Source organism: Methylorubrum podarium (assembly GCF_022179745.1).
Lineage (GTDB): Bacteria > Pseudomonadota > Alphaproteobacteria > Rhizobiales > Beijerinckiaceae > Methylobacterium > Methylobacterium podarium.
In genome coordinates this window covers 1-5,603 of record NZ_BPRD01000588.1, presented here as the reverse complement: position 1 = coordinate 5,603, position 5,603 = coordinate 1, and the positions used below count along the sequence as shown (strand labels likewise).

The 5,603-nt window shown below is 74.2% G+C and carries 2 protein-coding genes and 1 pseudogene; all 3 read right to left on the bottom strand.

What is annotated here, in order from left to right:
* Positions 1–199 precede the first annotated feature (199 nt).
* Positions 200–1,459, bottom strand: a complete 1,260-nt coding sequence (locus MFF42_RS24100; protein WP_238258376.1) for an MFS transporter — start codon at positions 1,457–1,459, stop codon at positions 200–202.
* 258 nt (positions 1,460–1,717) lie between these two features.
* Positions 1,718–5,464 (bottom strand): AAA family ATPase, encoded by a 3,747-nt coding sequence (locus MFF42_RS24095; RefSeq protein ID WP_238258374.1) that lies wholly within the window; start codon positions 5,462–5,464, stop codon positions 1,718–1,720.
* A 10-nt stretch (positions 5,465–5,474) separates the two neighbouring features.
* A pseudogene (locus MFF42_RS26500) lies at positions 5,475–5,603 on the bottom strand (exonuclease SbcCD subunit D); the annotation flags it as partial.

Genomic DNA, 5,603 nt, shown 5'->3' with positions numbered 1-5,603 from the left:
TCGGGGTGGGGGTGGTGCAGAAGGCACCACACCGCCTCGTTCTGAACCACCCCCACCTCCTGCATCCTCCCCACAAGGGGGAGGAGAGAAGCGGTGATCGAAGTGATCAGCCGTGAAGCGTCTCACCCCTGAGATTCGCTTCGAACGCAAGCGGGGGACCGCTAGGCCCCCCGTTCGTCAAGGCGTCGATGCTTCGGCGTCACGCGCCCGCCGGTTCCATCCGGCCCGCGGCCTCGACCTGCGCCGCGGCCGGCTGGTCGAGCACCTTGCCGCGCGGTCCGACCCAGGCGCCGACCCATTTGCGCTGCCACAGGAAAAGGCAGCCGAGCACGAGGCCGGTGAACACGGCGTAGACGACGAAGCCGGAGGCGAAACCGCCGGTATACTGCTTCGAGAAGCCCATCACGTTGGGCAGGATCGCGCCGCCGAGGGCGCCGACCTCGCCGATCATCGAGCCGGCCACCGCGGTGTTGGTCGGCCAGCGCAGGGGGACGAGCTGGAACAGCGCGCCGTTGCCGGCGCCGAGGGCGGCGAAGCAGAGCATGAACAGCAGCGTCGTCACGGCGAGCGAGGGCGTGGCGGTCAGCGCCAGGAACGAGCCGATCGCCGCCAGCAGCACCAGGGAGAGGACGAGGATGCCGCCCATCCGGTCGGCGAAGTAGCCGCCGAGGATGCGGATGCCCGAGCCCATCAGGGCGGCGAGCATCGTCAGGCGCCCGGCCTCGACCTTCGTCACCGCGAACTGCTCGTAGAAGAAGGTCGGCAGGAAGTTCGACAGGCCGATGAAGCCGCCGAAGGTGATGACGTAGATCAGCGAGAAGGCCCAGCCGTCCTTGGTGAAGAGGCAGGAGACGTGCTCCTTGAAGGTCTGGCCGTGGCAGTCCGGCGGCTCCTTCGCGAGGAAGATCATCACCAGGATCGGCACGATCATCACGAGGCCGGCGAAACCGTAGACCGCCTGCCAGCCGAAGGACTGCGCCAGCGGCGGCGCGAACAGCACGGCGAGCACGGTGCCGGAATTGCCGGCGCCGGCGATGCCCATGGCGAGCCCCTTGTGCTCCGGCGGGAACCAGCCCGAGCCGAGCGAGAGCGCCACGCCGAAGGAGGCGCCGGCGATGCCGAGCAGCACGCCCATGGCGAGCACGTCGTTGTAGGACGAGACGAAGAAGAAGCCGTAGGCCATCGCCAGGACGATGACGCCCATCTCCGTCAGCGCCGCGTTCTTGCGGCCGATGTATTGGGCCAGCACGCCGAGCGGGAAGCGCATGATCGCGCCGGCCAGGATCGGCAGCGAGATCATGAAGCCGGTCTGGGCCGGGGTGAGCCCGTAGGTCTCGGTGATGAACGGACCCATGGCGCCGTTGAGCACCCAGATCGCGAAGCAGAAATCGAAATAGAGGAACGCGGCGAACAGGGTCGGGGGGTGGCCCGACTTCATCACGGTCTTGAAGGAAGCCATCGGCGTGCTCGTAGGGCTCGAAGACGCCGCTCGGAACACCGGGCGGGGCCGTTCATGCGGGAGAGTGTGTCCGGACACGCGCCGTCCGAGCGCGAGGCGCCGTTGCCCCGCCCGCTGCCCAGGGGCAGCGCCCTGACTTATGCAGAGGGCGTGCCAACTCCGATCCGCCGACAAACCGAGGGGGAGGGGAATACGCGGCCACGTTGTGCCGTCGGCGGATGCACCGGTGCCTATGAACGAAGCAGCGACCGCGTTGCCTCAAACGACGGCAGACCCGCGGTCGACCACGCGGACGACGCTGCGCCCGGAGCCGCGCTTCTCCACGCGGATCTGCACGGCGATGCGCTCCATCATCCCCGCGACGTGGGTGATGACGCCGACCTTGCGGCCGCGGCCCTGAAGCGTCTCCAGGGCGTCCACCGCGAGGTCGAGGGTCTCGGCGTCGAGGGAGCCGAAGCCCTCGTCGATGAAGAGCGTGTCGACGAAGGATTGCCGTCCCTCCAGGCCGGACAGGGCGAGCGCCAGCGCCAGCGAGACGAGGAAGCGCTCGCCGCCGGACAGGCTGCGGGTCGCCCGGCGCTCGTCGCCCATGTCGCGATCCACCACGTGGAGGGCGAGGTCGGCAACGGCGCTGCGGGCGAGGCGGTAGCGCGGGCTGAGCGCCTTGAGCTGGTCGTTGGCGAGGTGGACGAGGTGATCGAGCGTCACCCCCTGCGCGAAGCGGCGGAAGCGGTCGCCGCCGGCCGAGCCGATCGCCTCCTCGACCCGATGCCAGGTTGCGAGCTCGGCCCGTGCCGTCTCGATCTCCCGCGCGAGGTCGGCCGCCTTGGCGCGGGCGGCCTCGTCCCGGCGCAGTTCCGCGTCGAGGGCGCCGAGGCGCTGCTGCGCCTGCGCCGTGGCGTCCGCGAGCCGCGCCGCCTCGGCCTGCGCGGCGGGGACGTCGATTTCCGCCTCGGTGCTCAGAGCCTCGACGTCGGCGCGGCGGGTCGCGAGGGCGGTCATCGCCTCGGCTTCCTCGCGGCCGAGCCCCTCGATCCGCGCGCGCAGCGCTTCGCGCGTCTCGGCGGGAACCGCGAGCAGGGCGGCCACCGCCTCGCGCCCGCGCTCGCCGCAGGCCTGCGTAAAGGCGGCCTCGGCCGCCGCGTGGCGGGCGGCGGCGCGCTCCAGGGCCGTGGCGGCGGCGGAGGCTTCGGTGACGGCAGCCGTGAGCGCGCGGGCGGCTTCGGCGCCGGCGGCTTGCGCGGCCTGAAGCGCCTCGCGCGCCCCGCGGCGCTCGTTGTTGAGCCGCGTGCGGTGGGCGCCGGTCGCCTCGCCGCCGAGGAGGCCGGCGCGGACGGCGCGCGCCTGTTCGAGCCGCGTCCTGCGCTCCGCCGCCTCCGTTCGGGCCCTCGACGCCGCGCGGGCCTCGGCCTCACGGAGGGAAGCGGCCACCGCCCGTTCCGGGGCCAGGGCGCCGAGCTGCGCCTCGTAGTCGGCATGCTGTGCCAGGAGCGCCGCGTAGGCTTGCCCCAGAGCGGCGATCCGGTCGGCGCAGGTCTCCGCGGCGCGATCGAGATCGGCGAGGCCGAGATCGGCGGCGCTGAGCGCCGGAGCGATCTCGCCCGACAGGTCCGACACCCTCTGGAGGAGGGCGGTGCGGCCGCTCTCCGCCCGTTCGGCCGCGAGCTCGGCCTCGGTCCGACGGCGCGTGAGCGCGTCGAGGCTGCGGGTCTGCGCCTCGATCTGCGCCTCGACCGCGTCGCGTTCCCGAATCAGGCCGTCGATCGCGCTGCGCAAGGTTCGCGCATCCGCGAGCGTCCGCTGAATCGCGTCGCGCTCGGCCCGCGAAGCGGCTCCGGCCGCGCCGAGCGACGACAGGTCCGGCTCCGGCGGCAGGCTGACGGCGAGCCCGGCCGCGTCGAGGGCGGCGGCGAGATCGGGCAGTCCGGCGCGGTAGCGGGCGGCGGTCGAGGCAACCGCCTCCGCCGCGACGGCACCCCGCTCCTGCGCGTCGTCGTGGCGCCCCTCCGCCGCGGCGGCATCGCCGCGGGCACGGTCGCGGGCGGCCTGATGTTCGGCGATCCGCGCGTCGAGTTCGGCGCGGCGGGCACGCATCTCGTCGGCCAGCCGTCCGAGGGCGTCGTCGGACCCGTGGGCATGAGGATGGTCGAGGCCGCCGCAGACGGGGCAGGGCGCGCCGTCCACGAGCAGGCTGCGCAGCCGCGCCGCCTCGCGGGACGCGCTTTCTTGCGCGAGTTCGGCGAGCGGCGCGATCTCGGAGCGGCGGATGCCGGCCTCCTGCAGCGCGCGTTCCTCGGCGGCGAAGCGGGCCGCCGCCTCGGCGAACGCCGCGGCGGCCTCGGCTTCCGCTTCCGCGGCGGCCGCGCGGTCGGCGAGGGCCGTGCCGTGGCGCTGCGCGAGGGCGTAGGCGTCGCGCAGGCCGTCGAGGACACCTTCCAGGGCGACGGCGCGGGCCTGCAGGGCCGGCTCGGCGAGGGCATCGAGCGCCGTCTCACGCTCGGCGCGGGCGGCGGTCAGCGCCTCGCGACGGTCGCGGAGGGCGGCGAGACGGGCGGCGCCGGTGCCGGCCTCCGCGTCGCAGGCGGCGATCTCGGCCCGGCGCGCGGCGGCGTCCCGAGCGGCCGCCTCCGCCTGCCCGCGCAGCCGCGCCCGCTCGCGTATGCGCCGGGCGAACTCGTCGCCGCGCTCGGCCAGGAGGGCGTGGGCGCGGTCGGCGTCGAGGCGACGGGCCGCGGCATCGCGTGCCTCCCGCGCTTCGGCGAGACGCCGGTCGAGGACGGCGAGCGCCACGCCCGCCGCCTCGGCGGCCTCGGCCGACCGAGCGGACGCCTGCGCCGCGTCCTCGGCTTCGCGCTCCGCATGGGTGATCGCCGCATCGAGTTCGGCCGCTTGGTCCCAGAGCGGACCAAAACTCTTGAACACGGCTTCCGCGGCTTCGTCCGCAGCGCTCGCCTCCGCCCGCATCGCCTCGGCCGTCTCGGCGGCCATGCGCGCCGCCGCGACCCGGATCGCGGTCGCTTCGACATGCGTCTCCGCCGCGGAGCGCTCGCGGGCGGCCTCGTCGAGGGCTTCCGCGCGCCCGCGCAAGGGCTCGACGGCCAGAAGTTCGGCCCATCGCTCCCGGTCGGGCGCCGCCGCCTCGGACGCCGCCCGCGCCGCGGCGGCGCGGTGTTCGGCCTGCGCGAGCGACGCCCGCGCGGCCTCGATCCGGCGCGCGGCCTCCAGCGTGCGGCCGACCGCCTCCTGCTCCGCGCGCCACGCCGCCACCTCGGCGAGGCGTTCCGCGCGCTCCGTCCGGCGGGCCTGCAATCCGGCCTCGTCGAGCAGGCCGATCTCGCCCTGCCGGACCTCCAGTGCCTCGACCGCGCGGCGGTGCTCCTCGTAGCCGAGATGCACCCGCTTCGAGATGTCCGAATAGATCGCGGTGCCGGTGATCTTTTCGAGAAGCTCGGCCCGCTCGCCCTCCGCCGCGAGGAGGAAGGCGTCGAACTCGCCCTGCGCGAGAAGCACCGTGCGCCGGAATTGGTCGAAGGTCAGGTCGGTCAGCGCGACCACCTTGTCGAGCACCTGCGTCTTGCCCGCGGCGACGGCGCTGCCGTCGTCGAGGCGGTGCAGGCGGCGCCGCTCCGCCTGAAGCTTGCCGGTGGCCTTGTTGCGGGCGCGATAGGCTTCCCAGCCGACGCGGTAGGCCACGCCGTCCTGGCCGACGAAATCGACCTCGGCATAGCCGGACCCGGCACCCCGGCGCAGGATCGCCCGTCCGTCGCTGGCGCTCAGCGCCTCGCCGCCGGGATCGGGCACGTCCTCGCGGCGGCTCACCGCGACGCGGGGATAGCGGCCGTAGAGGGCGAGGCAGAGCGCGTCGAGGATCGTGGATTTGCCCGCGCCGGTCTCGCCGGTGATGGCGAACAGACCGGTGGCGCCGAGCGGTTCGGCGGCGAGATCGACGGCGAAGGGCGCGGCGAGACTCGCGAGGTTCTCGCCGCGGATCGCGAGGATGCGCATGGCCGGTGGCTCAGGCTTCCGCCCGGGCGCGGTGAAACACGTCGAGATGGGCCGGCGCCGGCTCCTCGTCCCACTTCGCGCGGTAGGCGAGGCGGAACAGCTCTTCCGGATCCCGCTCCGACAGGCGCGGCGGCGGCGC